Annotated in this window: 19 protein-coding genes; 11 read left to right on the forward strand and 8 right to left on the reverse strand. The window is 55.2% G+C overall.

Annotated features, from left to right (window positions below; genetic code table 11):
- The first annotated feature begins 43 nt into the window (after window positions 1–43).
- Complete coding sequence (locus tag Poly59_RS28630; protein ID WP_246152009.1) at window positions 44–1,402, forward strand: sulfatase-like hydrolase/transferase; 1,359 nt, start codon at window positions 44–46, stop codon at window positions 1,400–1,402.
- Between the two features lie 23 nt (window positions 1,403–1,425).
- Here Poly59_RS28630 and Poly59_RS28635 read toward each other — a convergent pair whose 3' ends face one another.
- Window positions 1,426–2,316, reverse strand: a complete 891-nt coding sequence (locus Poly59_RS28635) for a glycosyltransferase family 2 protein (RefSeq protein WP_146537468.1) — start codon at window positions 2,314–2,316, stop codon at window positions 1,426–1,428.
- An 893-nt stretch (window positions 2,317–3,209) separates the two neighbouring features.
- Between Poly59_RS28635 and Poly59_RS28640 the strand changes: the two genes are divergently transcribed.
- The 4 genes from Poly59_RS28640 to Poly59_RS28655 all read left to right on the forward strand — a co-directional run bounded on the left by Poly59_RS28640 (window position 3,210) and on the right by Poly59_RS28655 (window position 6,817).
- Window positions 3,210–3,974: a rhomboid family intramembrane serine protease gene (locus Poly59_RS28640; RefSeq protein ID WP_146537469.1), complete on the forward strand. Its 765-nt coding sequence runs from the start codon at window positions 3,210–3,212 to the stop codon at window positions 3,972–3,974.
- A gap of 304 nt (window positions 3,975–4,278) precedes the next feature.
- Complete coding sequence (locus Poly59_RS28645) at window positions 4,279–5,415, forward strand: serine/threonine-protein kinase (RefSeq protein WP_146537605.1); 1,137 nt, start codon at window positions 4,279–4,281, stop codon at window positions 5,413–5,415.
- Window positions 5,415–6,209, forward strand: coding sequence for an inositol monophosphatase family protein (locus tag Poly59_RS28650; protein WP_146537470.1), 795 nt, complete (start codon window positions 5,415–5,417; stop codon window positions 6,207–6,209). The genes Poly59_RS28645 and Poly59_RS28650 overlap by 1 nt, the downstream gene beginning before the upstream one ends.
- A complete protein-coding gene (locus Poly59_RS28655; protein ID WP_146537471.1) occupies window positions 6,209–6,817 on the forward strand; it encodes a flavin reductase family protein in 609 nt (202 codons plus the stop codon). The genes Poly59_RS28650 and Poly59_RS28655 overlap by 1 nt, the downstream gene beginning before the upstream one ends.
- Before the next feature lie 44 nt (window positions 6,818–6,861).
- On the opposite strand, the gene Poly59_RS28660 is transcribed toward Poly59_RS28655, so the two are convergent.
- On the reverse strand, window positions 6,862–8,616 hold the full coding sequence (locus Poly59_RS28660; RefSeq protein WP_246152010.1) for an outer membrane protein assembly factor BamB family protein: 1,755 nt from the start codon (window positions 8,614–8,616) through the stop codon (window positions 6,862–6,864).
- A 30-nt stretch (window positions 8,617–8,646) separates the two neighbouring features.
- Between Poly59_RS28660 and Poly59_RS28665 the strand changes: the two genes are divergently transcribed.
- Window positions 8,647–9,411 (forward strand): metallophosphoesterase, encoded by a 765-nt coding sequence (locus Poly59_RS28665; protein WP_146537472.1) that lies wholly within the window; start codon window positions 8,647–8,649, stop codon window positions 9,409–9,411.
- Here the strand turns inward: Poly59_RS28665 and Poly59_RS28670 are convergent.
- Window positions 9,408–10,424 carry a hypothetical protein gene (locus Poly59_RS28670; RefSeq protein ID WP_146537473.1) on the reverse strand — a complete coding sequence of 339 codons (1,017 nt, stop codon included), beginning with the start codon at window positions 10,422–10,424 and terminating at the stop codon, window positions 9,408–9,410. The two genes, Poly59_RS28665 and Poly59_RS28670, sit on opposite strands and share 4 nt — an antisense overlap.
- 423 nt (window positions 10,425–10,847) lie before the next feature.
- Here Poly59_RS28670 and Poly59_RS28675 point away from each other — a divergent pair, with 423 nt between their 5' ends.
- Window positions 10,848–11,987, forward strand: coding sequence for a M24 family metallopeptidase (locus Poly59_RS28675; protein ID WP_146537474.1), 1,140 nt, complete (start codon window positions 10,848–10,850; stop codon window positions 11,985–11,987).
- 80 nt (window positions 11,988–12,067) lie between these two features.
- Here the strand turns inward: Poly59_RS28675 and Poly59_RS28680 are convergent, their stop codons facing one another.
- Window positions 12,068–12,838 carry a PIG-L deacetylase family protein gene (locus Poly59_RS28680; protein WP_146537475.1) on the reverse strand — a complete coding sequence of 257 codons (771 nt, stop codon included), beginning with the start codon at window positions 12,836–12,838 and terminating at the stop codon, window positions 12,068–12,070.
- 75 nt (window positions 12,839–12,913) lie between these two features.
- Here Poly59_RS28680 and Poly59_RS28685 point away from each other — a divergent pair, with 75 nt between their 5' ends.
- The gene (locus Poly59_RS28685; protein WP_146537476.1) at window positions 12,914–13,258 is read left to right on the forward strand and encodes a hypothetical protein; all 345 of its coding nucleotides are present in this window, start codon (window positions 12,914–12,916) and stop codon (window positions 13,256–13,258) included.
- Between the two features lie 80 nt (window positions 13,259–13,338).
- Here the strand turns inward: Poly59_RS28685 and Poly59_RS28690 are convergent, their stop codons facing one another.
- The 3 genes from Poly59_RS28690 to Poly59_RS28700 form a co-directional block, all read right to left on the reverse strand.
- Window positions 13,339–14,307, reverse strand: coding sequence for a leucine-rich repeat domain-containing protein (locus tag Poly59_RS28690; protein ID WP_146537477.1), 969 nt, complete (start codon window positions 14,305–14,307; stop codon window positions 13,339–13,341).
- Window positions 14,308–14,772: 465 nt separating this feature from the next.
- Window positions 14,773–15,501 (reverse strand): methyltransferase domain-containing protein, encoded by a 729-nt coding sequence (locus Poly59_RS28695; protein WP_146537478.1) that lies wholly within the window; start codon window positions 15,499–15,501, stop codon window positions 14,773–14,775.
- A 9-nt stretch (window positions 15,502–15,510) separates the two neighbouring features.
- A complete protein-coding gene (locus tag Poly59_RS28700; RefSeq protein ID WP_246152011.1) occupies window positions 15,511–16,785 on the reverse strand; it encodes a prolipoprotein diacylglyceryl transferase in 1,275 nt (424 codons plus the stop codon).
- A 274-nt stretch (window positions 16,786–17,059) separates the two neighbouring features.
- Here Poly59_RS28700 and Poly59_RS28705 point away from each other — a divergent pair, with 274 nt between their 5' ends.
- From Poly59_RS28705 to queA, 3 genes are all read left to right on the forward strand, one after another.
- Entirely contained in the window at window positions 17,060–17,821 is a 762-nt protein-coding gene (locus Poly59_RS28705) for a hypothetical protein (protein WP_146537480.1), read from the forward strand.
- A 191-nt stretch (window positions 17,822–18,012) separates the two neighbouring features.
- Window positions 18,013–19,971 (forward strand): acetate--CoA ligase, encoded by a 1,959-nt coding sequence (acs, locus tag Poly59_RS28710; protein WP_146537481.1) that lies wholly within the window; start codon window positions 18,013–18,015, stop codon window positions 19,969–19,971.
- 100 nt (window positions 19,972–20,071) lie between these two features.
- The gene (gene queA, locus Poly59_RS28715) at window positions 20,072–21,157 is read left to right on the forward strand and encodes a tRNA preQ1(34) S-adenosylmethionine ribosyltransferase-isomerase QueA (RefSeq protein ID WP_146537482.1); all 1,086 of its coding nucleotides are present in this window, start codon (window positions 20,072–20,074) and stop codon (window positions 21,155–21,157) included.
- On the opposite strand, the gene Poly59_RS30500 is transcribed toward queA, so the two are convergent.
- Entirely contained in the window at window positions 21,130–21,264 is a 135-nt protein-coding gene (locus Poly59_RS30500; protein WP_261343570.1) for a hypothetical protein, read from the reverse strand. The two genes, queA and Poly59_RS30500, sit on opposite strands and share 28 nt — an antisense overlap.
- Between the last annotated feature and the right edge of the window lie 143 nt (window positions 21,265–21,407).

Consider the following 21,407-nt stretch of genomic DNA (forward strand, 5'->3'; position numbering starts at 1 on the left):
CTCCCCCCCTGATTTCCCGCCTCCAACCCATGGTCGTGTCCGAGTGAAGTTTCTGATTTGCACCTTGATCCTGTTTTCGTTTGCGATCGCGCCGACCCATGCGAAGGCTGAAACGCCTCCGAATATTGTGTTGCTGTTGTCGGACGACCAAGCGTGGACGGACTACAGCTTCATGGGGCACGAGGCGATTCAAACGCCGAACTTAGACGCACTGGCACGTCGCAGCGCCGTGTTCCGCCGTGGGTACGTGCCAACGGCTCTGTGTCGACCGTCTCTCGCGACGCTACTAACCGGCCACTACGCGTCGACTCACGGTATCACCGGCAACGATCCATCGCCCAAGTACGCCAAACCTGACTCGAAACTGTACGATGCGCGCCGCGCTCAATTGATTTCTTACTTGGATCGTTTTGACACGGTTCCCGAACTGCTTGGCAAACGCGGCTACCTTAGCCACCAGAGCGGCAAGCTGTGGGAAGGCAGTTATACAAACGCTGGCTTTACCGACGGCATGACCCGCGGCTTCCCCAATCCAGGCGGGCGTCATGGTGATGATGGGCTAACGATCGGCCGCCAAGGCATTGAGCCAATCGCCGAGTTCGTTGACAAAGCGGTCGCGGCAAAGAAACCGTTCTTTTTGTGGTACGCGCCCTTCCTGCCTCACTCGCCGCACAATCCGCCTGAACGAATCCTATCGAAGTACAAAACTGACGGACGAACCGATTCGGTTGCGAAGTACTTTGCAATGTGCGAATGGTTCGACGAAACTTGCGGCGATGTGATGAAGTTGATCGACGACAAAGGGCAACGTGACAACACGCTATTCGTTTACCTGACCGACAACGGCTGGATCCAAGATCCCAACAGCAGCAAGTACGCGATGCGATCAAAGCAGACTCCGTACGAAGGCGGGATCCGTACGCCAATCATGTACAGTTGGCCCGGAAAGATCATCCCCGGCGAACGAACCGAGTTGGCAACAAGTTTAGACATCGCACCGACGATGTTAGCAGCAGCCGGGCAAACGATCCCCGACGGGTTACCAGGATTGAACCTGTTGCCCAATTTGGAAACAGGTGCCGCAATTGAACGAGACAGAATCTTTGGCGAAAGCTTTGCGCACGATGTCGCCGACATTGAAAATCCCGAAGCCTCGTTGTTGTTCCGCTGGGTAATCGAAGGCAAGTGGAAACTTCTGCTGACCTACGACGGAGAAACCAACCGTTACACAAGCACTCACCCGAGAACTGAAAAGGGTCCGCAGCTGTTCGACTTGATCGCCGATCCGGCCGAAAAAACGAACCTTGCTAGCGACAACCCTAAAGTTGTCGCAAAACTCGCTCGCGAAATCGAAAAGTGGTATCCCGTCAAAGAGCGAAAAACGATCACATCGGCGCCGTGAAAGTGCGTTGAATGACGGCGTAGCTATTGGCGAAACAGTCCGTACTTTGCGATACAACGCAGCGCACTGAGGCCGTCTCGCCAACCGATCTTTTTGCCTTCGTCGTACCACCGGTGATGGTAGCGGATCGGTCGCTCGGTAAATCGCAATCCTTTTCGAGCCCAACGCGCCGTTACTTCGATTTCGATTCCAAAGCGATTTTCCTGCAACTCGTCAAGAATTGTCTCGAAGTGCTCTCGTCTTGCCATCTTGTAACACGTTTCGACGTCGCTAAGCCGAATTCCCACAGCAAGGCTCGCCAGCATCGTCAGAAAGCTGTTGACGGCTTGGTGCCACCAAGGCGATAGAGATCGATCGCAGTGGCCATAGCGAGTGCCGTAGGCGATGTCAGATTCACCCGCCAAAATCGGTTGTAGCAACGCACGAAAATCGGACGGGTCGTATTCGCGATCCGCATCTTGGATCACGATCACATCGCCCGTCGCAGCGCGAATCCCCGTGCGGATCGCAGCGCCTTTGCCAGCATTGGCAGCGTGATGACGCACGACCACGTCGGGATCGCCATCAAATTGATCAATGACGGTTCCAGTGCCATCGCTGCTGCCATCGTTTACGAGAACAATCTGCATCGGCATCCCTGTTTCGCGCAGGCGGTGCACGACGCTTGCAATGGTTTTTTGCTCGTCAAAAACGGGAACGATCACTGTCAAACAGAAACCGTTTGGCAATCGATAAATCGAAAGTTTTCGGCATGCCGAAGGACCGAGTTCACGGTGCATCGCGTCAACGTATTCATCGGCCCACCAATGTGTTGGGCTAACGACCTTGCTTTCAATTGCCAGCAAATTTTCATCATTGTGCTGATTGCGAGAACCCGCATCACTGGCACTTGAATCTTCGTCATCGTCAGGCATCGCAGGTCGTTTTGTAGAAAGCATCGGTGAATAGGAACACTGCGCCATTTTGGTCTCACATCGGCTCGCTGTGTGGCGCGACGCGAGCAAAAAAATTTTAGCTGATGTTGCACCGCATTTCATTGCCTTTCAGTCCAACCCGTCCATCGAAATGAAAATGTTGCGTTAGATTGTTGTTGACATTCGAGTGCGACGACGCCAAATTCTGTCCCGTTCCAAGTGCGGAACGCGAGCGGACAGCCGCGGCGAATCGCAACTTATCTTTTCAAACTTTTTAGGGCGTGTGCGATGCATCGTTCGGGTACCGAACAAACTTTGGCATCCATCGGTTTTCCGCTTGGAAGCTGCTCTCCGATCGCAAATCAACCTCCTCCTCACTCATCAATAGCCGCAGTCGTTTAACGACGATTCAAGCGGACAGAAGTCGACAATAAAAACAGTTGTCGAAATCGACCATGGAACGTTCAAATGAATTGAACTGACCGCGGAGGATCGCAGTGGACGCGATCAGCCAAACTTCGAGGGGTGGTAACGACGGAACGCACCGGCAAGTTTTCTTGCGAACATGGATGTCACCCTCTCTTTCTGCTTTCACTCTTTGAGTTGCGTCATCGCCTGACGGAAAAGGATTTTCCAACGGCAATGCTCGCTGCAGTGATTCGCGACCGGCCTGCATGATGCACGTCCGGTCGTGTTTCTTTCTTTTTTTGGTTTTTAGTTTTCGAACTCACCAAGATTCGAAACCGAAGTTGATACTCTCAAACGCATCGGGCGGCTGGCGTCAATCGCTACAACACATCTTGCGACAGCAGTGGGTTGCGAGATGCGAGCCCGATGCAAATCGAAGTCGAACTGGGTTGCCGTGAAGCGAGCTGGAACGATAATGCAGCCCCATGATCCCACTGCGCGACAACATCCCCAGCCGAACCACGCCGATCGTCAATTATGCGATCATTGCAATTTGCGCCTTGGCCTTCATCACTCAGTTGAGCGAACCGGAAGGCACGATAGCTGAATCGTTCGGGATGGTACCACTGAGAGTCTCGGATCCAAGTGCCATTGCGACGTTGCAACACCAAGCACAGGTGCGTACGCCGGAAGGTATTCAGACGGTCATCGTCGAGCATACGTTGGCGCCCGCTGTGATTGCGCCCTGGATGACGATAGTGTCGTGCATGTTTCTGCACGGCGGATGGATGCACTTTCTGGGGAACATGTGGTTCCTTTATATCTTTGGTGACAATGTCGAAGACCGACTTGGTCATGTCGGTTACGCGGTCGCCTATTTGGGGACCGGTATCGCCGCAGGTCTCGCTCACTACGTAACGGATCCGACCAGCCCGATACCGACGATTGGTGCCAGCGGGGCGATCGCCGGAGTGATGGGAGCTTACGCTTGGCTTTATCCTCATGCACGTGTCCAAGCGGTACTACCTATCTTTATCATCCTGCAAATCTTCGTGTTACCAGCGCCCGTTTTTCTGGGAATCTGGTTTGCCCTGCAAACCTTCAGCGGAGTTTCGGCTTCGGCTAGCGGCGAAGCCGGTGGTGTCGCGTGGTGGGCACACATTGGCGGATTCGTCGCCGGTGCAATGATTGCAATTTTGGTTGGCCGAACTCATATGGGTAACGATCCCGTCACCACGCGTCGCTTTTAGCGGCCGAAGCTGCCATTCGTTGCGGGCCGAGACTTTTACGAGCCGAGCTTCGATGGGAATCGCTTGAGTCAATCGGTCGGCGACAATTTATGCGTTGGTCAAAAAACAGATTGAACTGCGATCTTATTCGAACTGTATCATCAACTCGCCACTGGTCGTCTATACTGGTCCAAGTCTGAGACAAAACGCACATGGTGACCATGTGTTCCCAACCAGGCCGAGCAGACATCAGGTCCTTGGCCTGGCTATCCCAAAATGCCTGCAACGCATGAACCGACCGCAATCACGGATGGACGTTCCTTCAATGCAATCCACCACTCGCTTCGAACCGAATCCGACGATCACGGCCGAAGGTTCCGTCGCTTCGAAGACGGACCCAAAGTTGATGGAGGCGTATGATCGCCTATCGCGTGATGGGAAAGTCAGTTGGACTGGCCATCATCACATGCTGCGAATGCTTGGCCGCGGTGGTCAGGGCGAAGTCTATTTGACAGAGTACCGAGGGACCGACGGCTTCACCGTTCCTGTGGCAATGAAGGTCTTCTCGCCGGAACGATACAACGGCGTCGCGGCCTACACCGAGGCGATGCAACGAGTCGCATCGATTGCCGCTCGCGTTGCGATGATCCAGCACGACAATCTACTCGATGTACAAAACTTTTTTGAACGCGAGCGTGTACGAATCATGATGATGGAATGGGTCGACGGCTATGACCTTCGCCAATTGATGTCGCCACGGTGTCTGCACTTGCTGCACGGACACGTCAGCAGTCGGCGATGGCGATACATCAACGAAGTCATTTTGACCGAGGGTGTCGACCAATCGCGATTCAAAGCCGGTGTCGCCGTTGCGATCGTACGCGAAATCCTATCCGCACTGGCGGCCCTGCACCGCGAAGGCATCGTTCACGGCGATGTCAAACCATCCAACATCATGTTGAAACGAAGCGGTCACGCAAAGCTGATCGACATGGGTTCGGCAATCGATTACCGCAGCCCACCGCGCGACCGCGAGTGCACTCCGTTGTATGCGGCGCCGGAAGTGCTCGAAAACCGCGAAGCGACACCGCGTAGTGACTTGGCCAGCGTCGGCTATGTGTTGATTGAACTACTAAGCGGACGCCTTCCGTTCGGTCAGCAATCCAAGATGCGTGACTTGTTGCAGGCCAAGCGAGAACTGCCCGCCAATCTTTCGGCGATCTTGCCCGAGGACGTGCTGCGAAACGAACTGCTGATGAACTTCATCGGCGGCCTGATTTCGCCAGATCCGAACCGCCGGTTTCCCAACGCCGAAGCGGCTGAACATGTTGAGAAAGGCGCCGCAGCCTTTCATCGCCAGTTGATTCTTGGTGACATGGCCACCGAATACGACAATGACATCCGTGTGTGGCTGCAGGAGTTACGCCGATTAGAAAACGAAAACGACGGACTTGATCTTTGATGGATGCGAAACACCTTGAAGTTGCTGTTGCCGCCGCACACGCAGGCGCCGTCGAGTTGATGGCTCGCCGCGATGACCGAGTGGTGCGAGAGAAGGCGCCCAAAGATTTAGTCACCGATGCCGACTTGGCGTCCCAAAAAGCCGTTCGCAGCATTTTGATGGATGCATTCGGTTCCTATGCATTTGTCGGCGAAGAAGAAGGCGAAAACGATCCGCCCGCGACCGTGCGTCGCGGCGATGCCGACGCCCCGCCATGCTGGGTCGTGGATCCACTCGACGGCACGGTGAACTACGTTCACCGTTTACAGTCGTTCGCGGTTTCCATCGGACTCTACGCTGGTGGAAAGATGCAGCTTGGTGTGATCCTGGACCCGGTCGCCAATGAACTCTTCACCGCAATTGACGGACAAGGCGCCCAATGCAACGGCAAGGCGATCAAAGCCAGCGGCTGCAAAGAGCTGAGTGACAGTTTGGTTGCCTGCAGTTTTCCTGCGGGCGTGAAAGCGGCAGATCCCGAAGTCGCCAAGTTCTTGCGTGTTTTGGAACAGTGCCGTTCACTTCGCCGATTGGGCAGCTGTGCGTTGAACATGTGTTACGTCGCATCCGGTCGCTTGGATTCCTACTGGGCGACGAGCGTCGCGTCATGGGATGCAGCGGCAGGGATCGTGATCGCACGTGAAGCCGGCGCCGTGTTGACCGCATACGATGGCGGCGCGGTTGATGATTGGCTGCCAAAGTTTTGTGTCAGCGGATCAAACGAACTGCATTCGTCGATGACCAAGTTGCTAACCTGATGAACTTCTCTGCAGACGAACCATCGACGCGCCAGATCTATCACTGGATGACGCAATTGATCAGCCCCCGGCCGATCGCATGGGTGTCGACTCGTTCCATCGACGGCGTTGCTAACTTGGCACCGTTCAGTTTCTTCAGTGGCGTCGGATCCAACCCACCAACACTTGCATTTTGTCCCGCAAATCGAGCGGATGGCACCTTCAAAGACACGCTCGCCAACATTTTGTGTACGGGTCAGTTTGTCGTGAACTTGGTGACCGATCCGTGGGTTGAAAAAATGAATCAAACCGCTGCCGAACTGCGACCGGATGAAGACGAGTTTGTGATGGCAGATATTGCAAAAGCTAGCTGCGAAAAAGTCGGGGCGCCACGAGTTGCCAATGCCGCAGCGTCGATGGAATGCGAACTGCATTCGTCAATCGCTATTGGAACCGGCCCCGGCGGCGCAAACATGGTGATCGGCCGAATCGTTTGGTTTCACATCCAAGACGACTGCGTTTGCGACGATGGCCGACTAGACCCAACGACTCTTTCAACCGTCGGACGAATGGGCGGCAGCACCTATGTCCGGACTAGCGACCGTTTTGAAATTGATCGGCCGAAGTAGTGCAACGAGATCGCTTACGTTTCGCAGGCTTTCGACCGCCGTGACTACTTAGCCGGTAAAAAGAAACAAATTGCTTCTCGGTCGTTGCGGACCAGCAAATGTTGTCCAGCAACCGTTGGAATGTTCCATGTTTTTGTTTCCAAGGCTGGCAGGTTGATGCGGACCACATATTGATCGGGATTGGCATCAACAAAAACCACTTCGCCCGTTTCGTTTTGACCAACAAGCACGTCGTCCACCAACAACAGCTGCCCTTGGCCCAATCGTTCGCTGCGAGGTTGCCTCCACAGACTTTCCTCAGACTGAATCTCGACCGCTTCAAGCGCCCCGTTGCTGATCGCGTATGCCACTTCACCGTCTACGCAAGCGTGGGTGAACTTGGTTTTCAAAACGCTGGACGAAGTCCATACGGCGTTGGCAATCATTTCGTCACCCTCGCGAGAGACTTTCACCAGTGCGCTACCACCGCCATAACCTTTGCCGACCAGGAACTGATCTGGTCCCGCCGACACCGTCGATGCGCAGTTTGCCCCCGCGTTGGATTGTCCCGGCCATGAAAACTGCCACAGCACTTTGCCATCCTCGATTGAGTGTCCAGTCACAGTTGCTTCGTTGACCGAAACAATCTGCCGCTTGCCGGCAATCGTCATCAGCATCGGTGAACCGTAACTGATCTGTGCTTCACCGGTGGTCCATTTCACCGTTCCGTCGGCCGCGTCAAATGCGATCAAGCTACGCCCCGACTTCGCCATCGATTCGGGACCGCCAAGTGGCAACACACACAATCCATCAACGATCAACGGTGAACCGGCTCGGCCCCACGCGATCGCTACTTCGGAGGCTAGCTGATCCCAGCCCGCGATTTTCAACAGATCGTGACTCCACACGACATCGCCTGAAATCAAATCCACACACCAAACCTGGCCGGTTGCCCCTTGCGCGTAAACGCGACCGGAGTCAATCGTCGGCGTTGAACGCGGGCCAATGCCACCGAGAGCGTTTTCGTGGCGAGTCTCAATGTTGCGATTCCAAAGCAATTCACCATCAAGCAATCGGTAACACGTCAAGCACTCGCGTTCGTCACGCTGCTCTAGCGTCACTGCACGATCGCCAACCACCGCAAACGACGACCATCCTTCGCCGATACCTTGCTTCCAAAGCGTCTTGATATCACTTGCTGATTCCGGAATCGCAAACCGCCGCTCGGCGATCACTCCATTGCGATCACTGCCCAGAAATCCGTTTGAATCGGCGCTAGCGACCGCTTCCGGTGATCCGTCCGCAATGTTGACCGCAGCATCGTTGACCGCAGCATCGGGGCTGACCCTGGCCAGATGCAATTCTTCACCGAATCGGTAAGCAAATTGTGGCACCATTTCACCACTGAATCCGTCAAACCGAACCAGCGAGAAAATGCCGCCCAAGACAATTCCGACCGCCGCCGGAACCAAGTAGCGTCGCCCAAACGCAGACGCGTGCAGATGAACTTGGATCAACGAGTAGAGCACCGCAACCAACCCGACCAAGTAGCATCCAAAGTTTGCAAATTGGTGATCAGTGTCGTCCGCAACGGCCTGAATCGCTGCGATTGCAATCAACGCAACCAACACGACGATCAACGCGCGTCGCAGTCGCCGACGAGGACGTATTGGTGATTCCTGCGTCGGTGCTGCGACTGAGTCATCTGAATCTGCGGTCACATCGTTCTCCATCGTCCAAGTTGAATTGCCGGTCGAGTGTACCGGACGGACAGCTTTATGCGTATTGTAGGAAAGTGCCGAAACATTGGCCTTCAACACTGAATTTCAATCAAAAACAACCAAACGCTGATGATCGATCGTTGGGAACCATCCGTGCCGCTCAGTCGTGAGCAGTCTGCGTTGACAGTCGCTTTCGTGTCTGACCTTCACTGGTTGAGTGCTCGTTCGAATTACGAGTCACATGAAACTTCGATTCGCAATGCAGTTTCGCGGTGCAATGTTTGCGTGTGGGGCGGTGACTTGTTTGATTTCCGCTGGAGCCAACATGCGAACGATACGTTTGCGATTGAGGCATCACTGGAATGGCTGGATCACTGGTACCGCGATTTCCCTGAAACGCGATTCGTGTTTCTCAACGGGAACCACGACGCCCACGAGTCGTTTCAAGTCTCACTTGTCGACTGGGCGGCGTCGCGAGACCGGTTTGAAGTTGGTGCTGAATGTCTGCGAATCGGCGACACGATTTGGTTGCATGGTGATGTGATCGAAGGGGACGGCAGTGCGGATGCTTTCTCGCACTACAGAAACCAATGGAAGAACAAACCCACCAGTGGAAGGCTTGCCAGTTTGGCGTACGACGTTGCTGTGAACGCGAGAATTCATAAAGCAGCGGCCCTTGCTGCGCATCGCCGCAAAAACACTTGCATGCGATTGCTTCGTTGGCTGCAGCGACAACCGGCCAACCAAACGTCCGGCGTCCGGCGAATCGTCTTTGGACATACCCACCGGCGAATCAATGGATTCCGAATCGGATCACACGAGTTCTTCAACGGCGGTGCTGCGATTCGCCACGTCCCGTTTCAACCGATCGTGTTAACAGTCCAGCAAAGCTAGTTCGCCCAAAAACCCGCTGGCTTGGCACCAACCTTGAACGAATCGTAAAAGACCTTTTGCTCTTCGGCTTCCAAGGCTCGGTCGACCTCTGCACTTGGGTCCGCCCCAAAGCTGGCTGGGGCACTGCCAAGAATGCAGAAACGCTCGTCGATGTGATAAACCTCGACCATCATGCGAGGCAAGAAAATGCTGCCATCGAGAATCCCTTTGATGCCTTTGTATCCATTTCGTTCGGTGTCGTTACCGCCCAGGATTTCACCGCCGAGTTGTCGCCCAGCCTTTTTTCGCATCTGTTCATTGTCGAGCGGCAAGCTCCCGCCGTTCATCGCACCGAAAAAGAAGACCGACCGACTCTTGTCCGTCGTCACAGCCATGCAATCAATCACACTGGGCAAATTATCGAATTCGTCTCCTTTGGGCATCAATGCGACCGCGCCTTGGAAACCGTACGCCTTGTAACCGTCTGGCGAACTCTGTTGCAGTTTCGCAATTGTCTCTGCCGCCGACGGACCGCCGCTGCCGCGGGATTTCCAAACCACAACGGCGATACCGGTACAGACGATCAAAGCGATCAGTCCAACCGCCAATCGCACGACTGCCGCGGTACTAAGTCCACCTGTTTTCTTTTTGCCAGGCTTCCCTATCGGGCCGCCCGCTTCGCCGCCACCATCAACTGGAGATCCCGACGCATCAGTTTCAATTTCCAATGGGTCACCAGGAATCGGCCCCTCAAACAACGTTGCCTGTCCCGACGTTGGAAAATGACTGACTGCCGCAGTAGTTGATGCGGTTGGAAAGCTAATCCGACCAAAATCGAAGTTGTCGTCATCCGGGTCGACCGATGCAGCTGCCGCAGCGGGCCGCGCGGCTGGCGCGCGTGCCGGAGCCGATGCCCCAGCCGAAGGCTTTACCGCGACAATGGCTGCACATTTCGGGCACTTCACGCGCCCGCTGGCAGGTGCTTGGGCCAGTTTGAGTGCGGTCGCACATTTCGGGCATTTTACGGTCAACATCGACAATTGTTTTCCATCATTCAAACGTTTCGAAAAGCGTCGGGTACCACCGGCAGCACTTGCCATAGCTTAACTGAATCAACCGAACTCGTCGCCAACTCTTGTGGCAATTTCCACGTCCACTGAAACGCGCGCTGCAAATGCAACACCATTGAACTGCAACGAGACACTCAGTTCATCCACCAAGCTTGGTGATCCCCAAAGATAGCTGATCGAATCCACGAATCTGCGTCTGGATTACCCAGCTTCGACCAGGTGCGTGATTAAACGCTGCCACCGGCTGTGTGCCGAAAATTGGGATCTAGAAATGCGATGGCACTGGACTCAGACCTGAGGCCGAATCGTGTATAAACGACGTGGACTCGGCACACACGATCGAAACGCCGACATTCGTACTTTCACCATTGTTCGTTCTGCGCTTCTATGAAAATCCACTCCGCACGCATCCTGGCCGGCTTTCCCGAGAAGAACAGCTCGCTGTACCGTCGACTCGGCGTCCCCTTGGGTGATCCGGCGGCTTGGATCGAACTGGATTCGCGCCGCATTGGACTGGTTCGAGATTTGGAAATGGATCGTGTCCGTCAAGCCGGGCATTGTGACGACGTGACGAGTCCGCCGGAACACGCACCACCGGCTGGGCTGAGCGCCGATCGCGAAACGGCTACCGCCGAAGCAGCAGTCCAGATCCTGCGCAGCGCTAAAGTCGAGCGAGTCGTGGCGGACCGATCGCTTCCGTTCATCTTCGCCTGGCACTTGCAACAAGCCGAAATTGACGTTCAGTACGACGCCGAGCTTGGCGTCCTTGATCGCCGAATCAAGACACGAAGCGAGATCGATTCTCTATCCAAGGCACAGGGCACGACCGAAGACGTCATGAAGTGGATCTGCCAGACGATCTCAAAGTGCGATGTTGGCAGCGACGGGGTGCTAATGCACGAAGGCGAGGCCATGACCAGCGAACGAGTGCGTAGCATGGTGGCGTTCGAATTTCTAAAACGCAACTTCACGATGTCGCACGGCGCGATCATCGCGACCGCTCCGCTAGTCGCCGACTGTCACCACAGCGGTTCAGGGCCGCTGCACACCGGATGCCCCATCATTGTTGACCTGTTCCCGCGCGACGAGAGCACACGGTATTGGGGCGATTGCACTCGCACGGTCGTGCACGGCAAAGTGTCCGATCAAGTCCGCGACATGCATGCCGCCGTCCGCGAAGCCAAAGCAGCTTGCACCGAAATGTTGCGAGTCGGAAACACCGCCGACGCAGTCCACAAGGCCGGCGAAAACGTGCTGATCAAACATGGTTACAAAGTCTCGCGTGGCAAGCTGACCGACGGCCCCAGCATCCAGCACGGAACCGGCCACGGCATCGGCTTGGATCTGCACGAACCCATTTTGCTGGATCACGGCGGCGGCGAAGTTTTGGAAAACGAAGTGTTCACAATCGAACCAGGTCTGTACGGACGCGAATGCGGCGGCGTCCGAATCGAAGACATGCTTGTCGTCACTCACGATGGTCCCAAGAATCTAAATTCGTTGCCCGATGCGCTGACTTGGGACTGATCTTGCGCGAACACGGTACACGACCGTAATAGCACAATGTTCAGACACCAGCCCCCAGCCCCCAGCCAAAAATGTTGCAACTACTTTCGCGTGTCGACGATGATGTCGGCAAGTGCATCGGCGAGTGGGTCGTCGGTTTCGCCACAAAATCCCCAATGTTCGCGGCGGCGCCATCCTTCGGCGTATTCGAAATCACCGCTCAAGGTTCCGACCTCGGCACTAACTTTTCGCGTGGTTTCCAGATAGCTGTCCTGACCTTGGCTTTTGTCGAGCCACAGCTTTTGGCTTTCGTGACAGGCAAGTGAATCCAGTTTTTGGTCAATTACATTCGTGATGTCGACGTACAGATGCGGCACCACAAGTTCGCCGGTGGGCAAACGATTGTGAATCGGTTGCCCGTGATAGACCGTTACCGGATCGTTATAAACGGGAATCGCAGGATCACTTTCCAGGTTTGGCATGGCGTGCGAGAACGCGGCACTGACTGCTAGGCGGCAAGCGATTTCGTGATCTTCCATATAATCGATGGGCGAGTGAGTTAGCACAATCGAAGGCTTCGCCATACGAACGATCGCCGCGACCTTTGCCAGGTTCGCGGTTGTGTAACAAGCTTCCATATCGTGATAGATTGGATGATGAAAGGTTGCCCCAAGGACTTTGCAGGCAGCCTGGGCTTCGGCCAAACGTTTCGCCGCACAGTCGACCATGTTCATGGTCGTCGAACCACGCGATCCGTCGCAAAGATTGACGTAGTGCAAATCCCAACCACGGGCGGCGAGTTGCAGCATGGTTCCGGCAAACAAAATCTCGATGTCGTCGGGATGAGCGGCGATGGCAAGCGCGGTTGGCATAGCGAAAACCTGAATGGGTAACGGGGTCGAAGGAATGGGCAAAGTTTAGACAGTTTCTACAGCTAAGGAACCACTATGATTCCACGCCATAAGGCTTTGTCGCTGTTGACCGAATGCACCGGCGACACGATTTGGCCAATCGATCACTGCCAAACGCGTGGACTGCCGCAATCTTGGATCGACGAATTGTCAGATGCGTTTGAATCGAGTTTTGACGACGACCGAAACACGATTTATCTCGATGAAATTGATTTCGTAAACCGACAAGGCACCAATCAATTCCACGGTATTCGAGACGTTGACTTGGCGATCCAGATCGGACGCAGTCTCAATGTCGATGTTGATCGGTTGCAAGCGACGACACTTGGGCGAAGTGCGTTAGTCGCCGCGATCAAGGAAGCCGTTATGGACGGCGAATGATCGCTAGAAGGCGATCACAAACACCGATGATCTGGCAACTGAATTCGCCGCGCCGATTCACGAAACCGGTTCGCTGCTGATCAATCACTGTGATGCTTATGCTTCTGCGGATCGCGATCATGGTGGTCTTGGTTGATATGAACATGCAGATTGCCGTGATGATCAAACAACCAGGCCCAACCTGCCTCGGTGATCGACGAGTCGTCGAGGTAAAGTGACTCGAGTTGCGGCATTTCGGCCAACAACTTCAGCCCTTCGTCGGTGATCGGAACTTTGATCAGATGAATCGTACGCAGCGTCTTGATCTTCGCGATTTCGCGTGCCGACTCGTTGGTCAAATGAGGCGAACCGACGCGCAAGCTTCGCAGTCTTGGCATCGACGCCAACGACTTGATGCCTTCGGATGTACACTCGCACTGCGGCAAGTTCAAAAACATCAACGTCGGCGACTTCGAAAGTTCGCGAAATCCCTCGTCAGTGATTGGCGAAAGCCGCAAACGCAATTGCTGCAGCTGGGGAAGAGCGGCAATTGTTGGCATCGCGGCGTCAGTGACCGCCCCCTTGTCGAAGATGACCGTTTTGACCAGTTCAAGTGGAGCGAGCTTTTCGACCATCGAATCGTCCACCTCAAACTCCGTGACGTGGACCTTCGATAATTCGGGATCTGCCAAGACTTTCTCGCAGAGGTCGTCGAACAAGATCGCCGGTGCAATAGCGAGCTTGGATTCGTCGTCCGAATCGCCTCGACCCATGCTCGTCCAGATCAAGATGCCCACCAAAGCGACTGCCAGCAGCGATGCCAACAAAATCATTTTGCGGCGGCGCGCGATCGCCTGTTTTTCAACAGTAATTAACAATGCGGGTTCGTCCGCCGAATCCTCGGCATTAGCAGCTTCAGGATCGGCTGGTTCGCTGACTTTGTTTGGCACCCCGGCTTGGCCTGGCGTCCCCGACGGTAAAGGCGCAACGTCACCCGTATCGATGTCGTCCGAGGCGGGACGATCAGCGTCTGGTTGGGCAGAATCGGCTGCGTTTTCGTTATTTGCCATGGCCGTCTATTTACAGACTCGAGAGAACGGGAAGAACCGACCACCTGGAAAAAACGTCGGGGTGCTGCCATGAAGCAAGCACCCCGACGCAGTTGAAATTTCGGTGTGAAGCAGTCTACCGAGACGATTGACCCAGAAACCGTCGCATGCAAACTTTGTCGCTCCGGCCTCACGTTGAGACCGGTGAACAAATCCCGCAAAGTGTTCACCAAACCGAAACTTCAAAGTGGAAGTTTCGACCGAAGCAACCGACGGATCGACTGCGAAAGCCTTGCCAGCCGCAACGGTGCCCAACTGATTAACAGCCGCAAGAGGGATGAGTCAACGCCGAATTGTGAAAAAGTAGATCTGATCGTATCTCCATCTAGCGGGCAGCAAGCGATTGGCAATCGCTACCTGGCCAGACGAACGAACGCATGCGCTAGTGCGCTGCTACTGAATCGCCCCAATGATCGGCTGGCTGCGTTACGCAAACGCGACCGAGGAATCCGGCACGGTTCTCGCTTCCAAAGTTGCCATGAAATGACAAGGCAGAGCACGCCGCACACGAACAGGTCGCCCCAGCGCTGATTCGGCGACTTGCTTGAACTCGTTGGCCGTAAACGCCGAACGCACACGCGTCTTTACATCTTGATGGACGACTGGCGAACGCGACAAGAAATAAGCCCCCGCTGAAACTAAGCACAGGTTCAGCCGCGACCGATCAAGGTCACACACCAAGATGCCGTCCTCGGACGTGGCCTGCATCGCTTGCAACAGCCGAACCGCTTGCATCTCCTCGAGTCGATGCATGAACATCGAGCACGTCACGAACTCGAACCCGCACGGCAAAGAACTGCTTAGGCAGTCCATTTGCAGGGATCTGATTGCCACGCCCGCGGCCGATGCACGTCGCTGCTGTTCTTCAATGGCGTCTGAACAAATGTCGAGCGCCGTGATCTGCATAGCCAACCCCTCGTATGCGGCACGCCGCGCCCAGGCGATTGGGACGTCGCCAGCCCCGCTGGCAAGATCAAGAACTCGCATCGGGCTGCTATTTCGTACCTGCGCGTTTTTGCGAAGATGGCGATACATCGCGGCGGCAACACCAGTGAACTGATTCAACTTTGCCAAACCGGTCAACGTTTGGAGGTACTCGCGATCCGAACGATCACTTTGGCCTGTCCAGTCGGGCTGCAGCTCGCGTTTGATCATTTAGCACACTCAATGATTCGGCGAAGCTTCCGAACGAAGAGCCGTGGCAGAAGACGATCGATAGATCCAGAGGAGTCCAGCAAGAGAGAATCCAAGTACAAAAACGCTGACCCACTGAGAGATCGAAAGATTGGTTCCAAATTGACCTGCTTCGTCAACGCGAATCCACTCCATCCCGAATCTCAGAACAGCATACGAACCGAAGCCAACCATCATGATTGTGCCATCGCGAAAATGGATCAGCGATAATCCACACAGCGCCAAGCATAGCAAAAGCGCTCCAACGCTGCTGATCGCTTGCGCAGGCTGGACCGGCAATGCTTGCATTGGCAATTGATCGGGTGCCCACCGGTGCCGCCGGCCGTCAACCGTCACGATCACGCCGCTGCGAACGTCCTCGGCTGGAATCGTCCGGGGCGCATCAGCCAGCGCAGATCGGTCGTTACTGATTTCATTAAGCCGACCGCCAACCTTGATACCCGCTTCGTCGGCTAGCGATCCGGGCCGCACGCTAGTGATTTCGCGCGTATCTGCGTCGTACGCAAATCCCAGCAACTGGCCATCGTAAAGCTGGTCCTGATAGACCTTCGCACCAGGCGGAAAATGCAACGTCATTGGCCCTTCCTCGCAGCGACCGCCATAGCAACACCCGTTCATGACGCATCCAATCCGGCCGAAGAACACGCCCAAAAACATGCATGGAACGATCACGTCGCCAAACTTTAACACCGGCAGTTTGTGCCGAATCAAAAAGTAAGTGACCGCCAGCGATCCGCCAATGAAGGATCCGTAGACGACCAAACCGCCTTCGGTGAACTTCAACATATTGCCAATCGTCTGCATCACCGTGTCGCCAATAAATTGTCGGCGATACTGAATCACAAAGAACGCTCTCGCGCCAAAAATTCCGCCAAAAAATGCCCAAGGCGCCATCGCGTAGATCAAATCGGGATCCATGCCTGCACGTTTGGCTCGGTACGCCGCCAGCGCCACCGCAGACCCCACGGCCAACAACAGCATCGCGCCGTAACCTCGAACCGCCATGCCGACCGGTTCGCCGTCAAGGTTTTTTAGCTCGACCATCGGCAAGATGACCACGATTGCGACGGCAGCCATCGCCCAGACGACGCCTTCGGTGGTAAGCACTTTGGCGATCGCTTGCCCCCAAGTCGAACGATCTCGCGACCGAGCGACGATCAAGCGCACCAACAATCCAATCATCAGCGCGATCAACATCCATCCGAAACCTAGTACGGTCAGGCCGCCGATTTCGTGGGGGATCATCAGCAAGGTTCGTCGCATAACATCCGTCGTCGCAAAGACGCGTTAAAAGTTTTTAGGTTGAGGTCGCGATCCGGCTCGCCCACCCATGTCGCAAAATGTTCTCGTCACACCAGCAATGAGCCGCATTGACCTGGACTGAGAGTATCTACCTTTTCTACGCTGCGATCACGTTAATCGTCCAGAGCGACCCTAGCTTCGTCCATTCCGCTCAGTTTGCGAAGTCTAGGTAATCTACTAAATCTCGCACTTCAATCATCCGGAGTCTGTCGAAACGATGTCACGACTGAATTCTCAGTACTCGCGACTAGTTCGAGTCATTGCTTTGGCCGCGACTTTTGCCACGTGCATTTCCGATGCATGCGCCCAGTCGACTCCTTTTTGCGTGACCGTCAAAACTTACTCCGGGGCCGACCTGGAACCTTCGGCTGAACATCGGATCGTGTTCGACAATGGGCTAATTTACGATTTACCTCAATTGGATCCTTCGACGGTCACACTCTACGATCCCGCCCAAGGACGTGTGACGTTGCTGGATCGCCCTCGTCAAGTGCAAACTACCATCAGCATTGACGACTTGATCAACGTGACGGCTCAGGCTCGCGCGGCAGCCGAAGCAGACGAGCAAAAGAAAGAACAACTCGGCCTGAACGCCCGCGTGCAAACGAGCGACCGAATGGTCGGTTACTCAATCCAATTCGGTGGTGCGACGTATCACACGTCGACTCAGAAGCCGTCTAATCCAGTGATGGCGGCCGAGTTTGGTCAATTATCGGATTTGGCCTCACGATTGAACTTGGTCCGGCGACATCCGCTGCCGCCGTTTGCACGAATGACGCTGAATGACCGAGTCACGTCCGCGGGCGAAATCCCGCTGGAAACCACACTGACACTCAAACGCGGCGACCAGACTGACGAGTATCGATCGACGATGGCGATTGGCGAAGTCACCGAAGCCGACAAGACGGCGATGAAAGAAATCCAGGGCATGGCGGGGCTCTACAAGAGTGTTCTGCTCGCCGAATTTCCGAGCGAGTAGTCTGGCTGGGTCAGTTGCATACCGTCCTCTGGGAGTCCGGCAAATTACGTTGCTTCTTAATCTTGCCACAAAATCGTAACTGGCAATCCTGAACTGTTGCCCCAGTGCGCAACACCGGACGTGCGTTTGCATTAAACTGCTGCTCTTCCATTCATTCGTAAACACCTCGACTGAACCAGAGCAACGCAGAAATGACCGACCCATCCGGCCAGATTGACCATATCCTGATCGAAGACCGTAAATTTCCACCTCCCGCGGAATTTACCAAACGGGCCGTCGTTTCGACCCAAGCCCAGTACGACGAAATGTACGCCAAAGCTCGCGATGATCGCGACGGATTTTGGAAAGCCGAAGCGAATGAGCATCTGCATTGGTTCGAACCATTCGGCGATGTGTGCCAGTGGAACGCACCGCACGCCAAGTGGTTCCTCGGCGGCAAAACCAACGCCAGCTACAACTGCTTGGACCGAAACATCGACGCAGGTCGCGGTGACAAATTGGCAATCGTTTGGGAAGGCGAACCAGGCGACACCCGAACACTGACCTACACCGAATTGCGATCCGAAGTTGCCAAGTGCGCTGCGGCGCTGACCCAAATTGGCATCTCCGCCGGCGATGTCGTCAGCATCTACATGCCAATGACCCCCGAATTGCCGATCGCGATGTTGGCGTGTGCTCGCATCGGTGCAATCCACTCAGTCATCTTTGCCGGTTTCAGCGCCGAATCAATTGCTGATCGAAACAACGACGCTAGCGCCAAGATGGTGATCACCGCGGACGGTTTGTATCGCCGCGGAAAAGTACTACCGCTCAAAGAAACCGTCGACGAGGCTCTCGCAAAATCGCCGACGGTCGAGCACTGCTTGGTGCTGCAACGAACGGGCACCGAAAATGTTCCAATGACCGAGGGACGTGACGTATGGTGGCATGACGTCGTTGATTCACAATCCGATGACTTCCCCGCTGTTCCGCTCGACAGCGAAACGCCGCTGTTCATTCTTTATACATCTGGCAGTACTGGCAAACCCAAGGGCATTCTGCACACGACTGCAGGCTACAACCTGTGGGCAAAGCGAACGTTCGATTGGGTGTTCGATCACCGGGAAGACGACATCTATTGGTGCACGGCAGACTGTGGTTGGATCACCGGACACAGCTACATTGTGTATGGCCCGCTGTCCGCCGGCGCGACTTGCTTGATGTACGAAGGCGCACCAAACCATCCGGCCGAAGATCGTTTCTGGGACTTGGTCGAAAAGTACAAAGTCACGATTCTGTATACCGCACCCACGGCCGTTCGGGCCTTCATCAAGTGGGGTGACGAGCACGTCGAAAAGCACGATCTGTCGAGCTTACGATTGCTTGGCAGCGTCGGTGAAGGCATCAATCCCGAAGCCTGGATTTGGTACCACAAAATGATTGGCGGCGAGCGCTGCCCGATCGTGGATACATGGTGGCAAACCGAAACGGGCGGCATCATGATGAGCCCGCTGCCGGGGATCACAGCGACCATTCCTGGTTCATGCACCACACCGCTGCCCGGTATCGTTCCCGCAATTGTCGACGAGGCGGGCAACGTCGTCGACGCACAGCACGGTGGAATGCTTTGCATCGCCGAGCCTTGGCCAGGAATGCTGCGTGGCATCTATGGCGACGAACAGCGTTTCGTTGAACAGTACTGGTCGATGGTGCCGGGCAAGTATTTGACAGGCGACAACGCTCGCAAAGACGAACACGGTTTCTACTGGATCATGGGGCGGATCGATGATGTGATCAACGTCTCGGGTCACCGCTTAAGCACAATCGAGGTCGAGAGCGCTTTGGTAAGCCACGACGCTGTTTGCGAAGCCGCTGTGGTCGGTCGCCATGACGACTTAAAAGGCCAAGCGATTGCCGCTTTCGTCACCATCCACAACCGCGAACCCAACGAAGAACTTCGCAAAGAATTGAAGCTGCACGTTCGAAAGCAAATCGGCGCGCTCGCGCAGCCCGACGACATTCGGTTCGCTGCAACGCTTCCCAAAACGCGAAGTGGAAAAATCATGCGACGCCTGCTGAGGGACGTCGCATCGGGGCGCGAAGTGGTCGGTGACACTTCGACGCTGGAAGATTTGTCGGTGCTGGCGAAATTGGGCGACGACGAAGCCTAGGCGACGATTCTGGATTGGCTGTCGAATTTGCCGCGACTTTGCTGCGACGCTCACTTGGTTGAGACGTCGCGAAAAATCGACGGATCGCTACAATGCAGCCATGAATGAAATTGACCAGTACGACTATGATTTACCCAAGGAACTGATCGCCCAAGAACCGCTCGCGACTCGCAGCGATTCGCGGCTGATGTTGGTCGATCGAGCCACAGGTTCCATTGCCCATCACTACGTTCGTGATCTGCCGGAATTACTGTCAGCCGGCGACACTTTGGTAATGAACAACAGTCGCGTGGTACCAGCTCGATTGGTGGGCCAACGGGCAAACACGGGCGGTCGCTGGCAAGGATTGTTCTTACAAGCGGATCGCGAAACTGGAATCTGGGAAGTTCTAACTAAGACGCGAGGAACGCTGCGTGAAGGCGAAGCGATCACCATCAAAGATCGCGACGCCCGCGACGGAATGGAATTGATTGTCGTGGCGCGTACCGGCGACGGCAAACTGCTGGTCAAGCCACGGTTAACCGCCGACATGGCGGTCGTGATGGGCGACAAATTGAAAGAGCCCGCTGATTGGCTCGACCGTTTTGGTCGCATTCCTCTGCCCCCTTACATTCGCGACGGCCAAATGGTTGACGCGGACTTGCAAAACTACCAGACGGTATTTGCCAAGGACCGTGGCAGCGTTGCCGCGCCAACGGCAGGACTGCACTTCACCAAAACGCTGTTAGAAAAAGTGCGGGCTGCGGGTGTAGATACGGCCGAGGTGACTTTGCACGTGGGGATTGGGACGTTCCGTCCGATCCAAACCGAACAACTTGACGATCACGTCATGCACACCGAATGGGGCAGCATCGATGCGTCGACCGTCGATAACATACGCAGCCGCCGGGCTCGCGGGCGATGCATCGCCGTTGGCACAACCAGCGTACGGGTGCTAGAAAGTTCGGCGGCAAAGAACGGCGGCAAGCTGACCCCGTGGACCGGCGAAACCGATTTGTTCATTCGGCCGCCGTACCAATTCAACGTCATCGACGGCATGATGACCAATTTCCACTTGCCCAAGAGTTCGTTGCTGGTGCTGGTCAGCGCCTTTGCAGGTCGCGAGTTGGCGATGAAGGCTTATCGAACTGCGATTGAGAACGAGTATCGCTTTTACAGTTACGGCGACGCGATGTTGATCTTGTAGCCGTTCTCGGGCGAGATCTGCCAGCATGCCCCGCTAAGCCGAATCGCGACTTCGGTCGGTCTTGGAACATACGGCCACTCAATTCCGCCAATTTCTTTGGCACACATTGGTTTTCGTGCTTGTTGTGTTGCTTAGTGAAGCTGGACAGCCACTGCAGCACCCAAATTCTTGCGGTTTGTATCGAGTGCAACGATTACGCTCCCCAAGGTGAACGAATCGGCACTGTTTTACCACCTTCTTTAACCGTGCG

Origin of the sequence: Rubripirellula reticaptiva (genome assembly GCF_007860175.1) — a bacterium.
GTDB lineage: Bacteria > Planctomycetota > Planctomycetia > Pirellulales > Pirellulaceae > Rubripirellula > Rubripirellula reticaptiva.